This is a genomic window from Ideonella sp. FW305-24 (genome assembly GCF_058788035.1).
Genome location: NZ_JBYTAI010000045.1, coordinates 1 through 1,385, shown reverse-complemented (window position 1 = coordinate 1,385; position 1,385 = coordinate 1). Strand labels below are relative to the sequence as shown.

Annotated in this window: 1 protein-coding gene; it reads right to left on the bottom strand. The window is 67.7% G+C overall.

Going from position 1 to position 1,385, the window contains the following annotated elements:
• Positions 1–1,385, bottom strand: a 1,385-nt coding sequence (locus AC3WR5_RS33435) for a polyketide synthase dehydratase domain-containing protein (protein ID WP_492490107.1), incomplete at both ends; no start/stop codon positions are given.

The window sequence follows — 1,385 nt, the reverse complement described above, 5'->3', positions numbered from 1 at the left end:
TGCAAGGCCGCGTCCAGCAGGCTGGGGTGCAGTTGGTAGACGCCCTGCGGCGCCGCATCCGGCAGGCTGATGCGCGCCAGCACCTGGTCCTGCCCGACATGGACTTCCCGCAAGCCCTGGAACGCCGGCCCGTAGTGCAGGCCCAGCTGCTCGAAGCGGGCGTAGCACTGCGCTGCTGTCAGCTGCGTTTGCTGGCACAACGCGCGCATGGCTTGCAGGTCATGCGCCTGCGCGCTGGCCGGCTGCTGGAGGTGGGCACGGCCCTGGCTGTAGGCCCGGACCTCGCCCTCATCGTCCTCGCTGTAGATCTCGAAGCTGAGGGTTCCGTCGTCTTCCGGGTCCAGCGCGATGTGCAGGCTCAGCCCGTGGGTGTCCACGACCACCGGGCGCAGCCACACCACGTCGCTCAACGCCACGGCCTCGTGCCCGAGCACCTGGCGGGCTGCCGTGCGCGCCATCTCCAGCTGCGCCACGCCGGGCAGCACGCGCTCGCCTCGCACCACGTGGTCGGCCAGGAAGAATTCTTCGCCGCTCAGCTGCGTGCTGAAGCGCAGGCCGTCCACGTCCGAGGTGTTGCGGTGCACCAGCGGGTGCAGGCTCGCCGCTGTTGCTGTGGTCGCTGTGGGCTGCGTTGCGCTGGTCTGCACCCAGTAGCGCTCACGGGCAAACGGATAGGTGGGCAGGCTGATGCGTTGCGGCCGCTTGTCGCCGTACAAGCGACTCCATTGCACCGCCATGCCCCTGACCCACACGTCCAGCAACTTGCCATGCTTGCCCTTGGCAATCCACGCCTCGACCGCCGTGCCAATGTCCTCGTCCCCGCTCAGCCCCGCCAGCGCGTCCTTGTTGCGCTTGACCTGGCCCCGGTACAGCTCGTCAACGTCGTTGCCTTCGAGGTAGGCCCCCAGTTTTTGGCGGAGCTCATCCGTCGAACTGACGACCAGCCCCAGCCGCTCCTCCATCGCCTCGCGCCCGACCTGCAGCGTGTAGGCCAGGTCGGCAAGATGGATGGCCGCGTCGGCCGCGATGGCCTCGCGCAGTTGCCGGACTTGCTCGTTGAGCCGGTCTTCGCTCCTGGCCGACAGCACGATGAGGGCCGGTCCGCTTGGGGTGGCTTGCGTTTGCGGTGCGCTGTATTCCTCGATCACCACATGCGCATTGGCCCCGCCCGCGCCGAACGACGAGATGCCGGCGATGCGTTTGCCTTCTGTCCTTGTTCCGCCGATGTCCCGAATGGGCCTGGGCCAGTCGGTGAGTGCTTGCTGGACGACGAACGGGGTGGCTTCGAAGTCGATGTTGGGGTTCAGGACACTGGAATGCAGGCTGGGCGCGATCTGGCGGTGCTTGAGTTGCAGCAGGACTTTGGTGACGCCGGCAATGCCGGC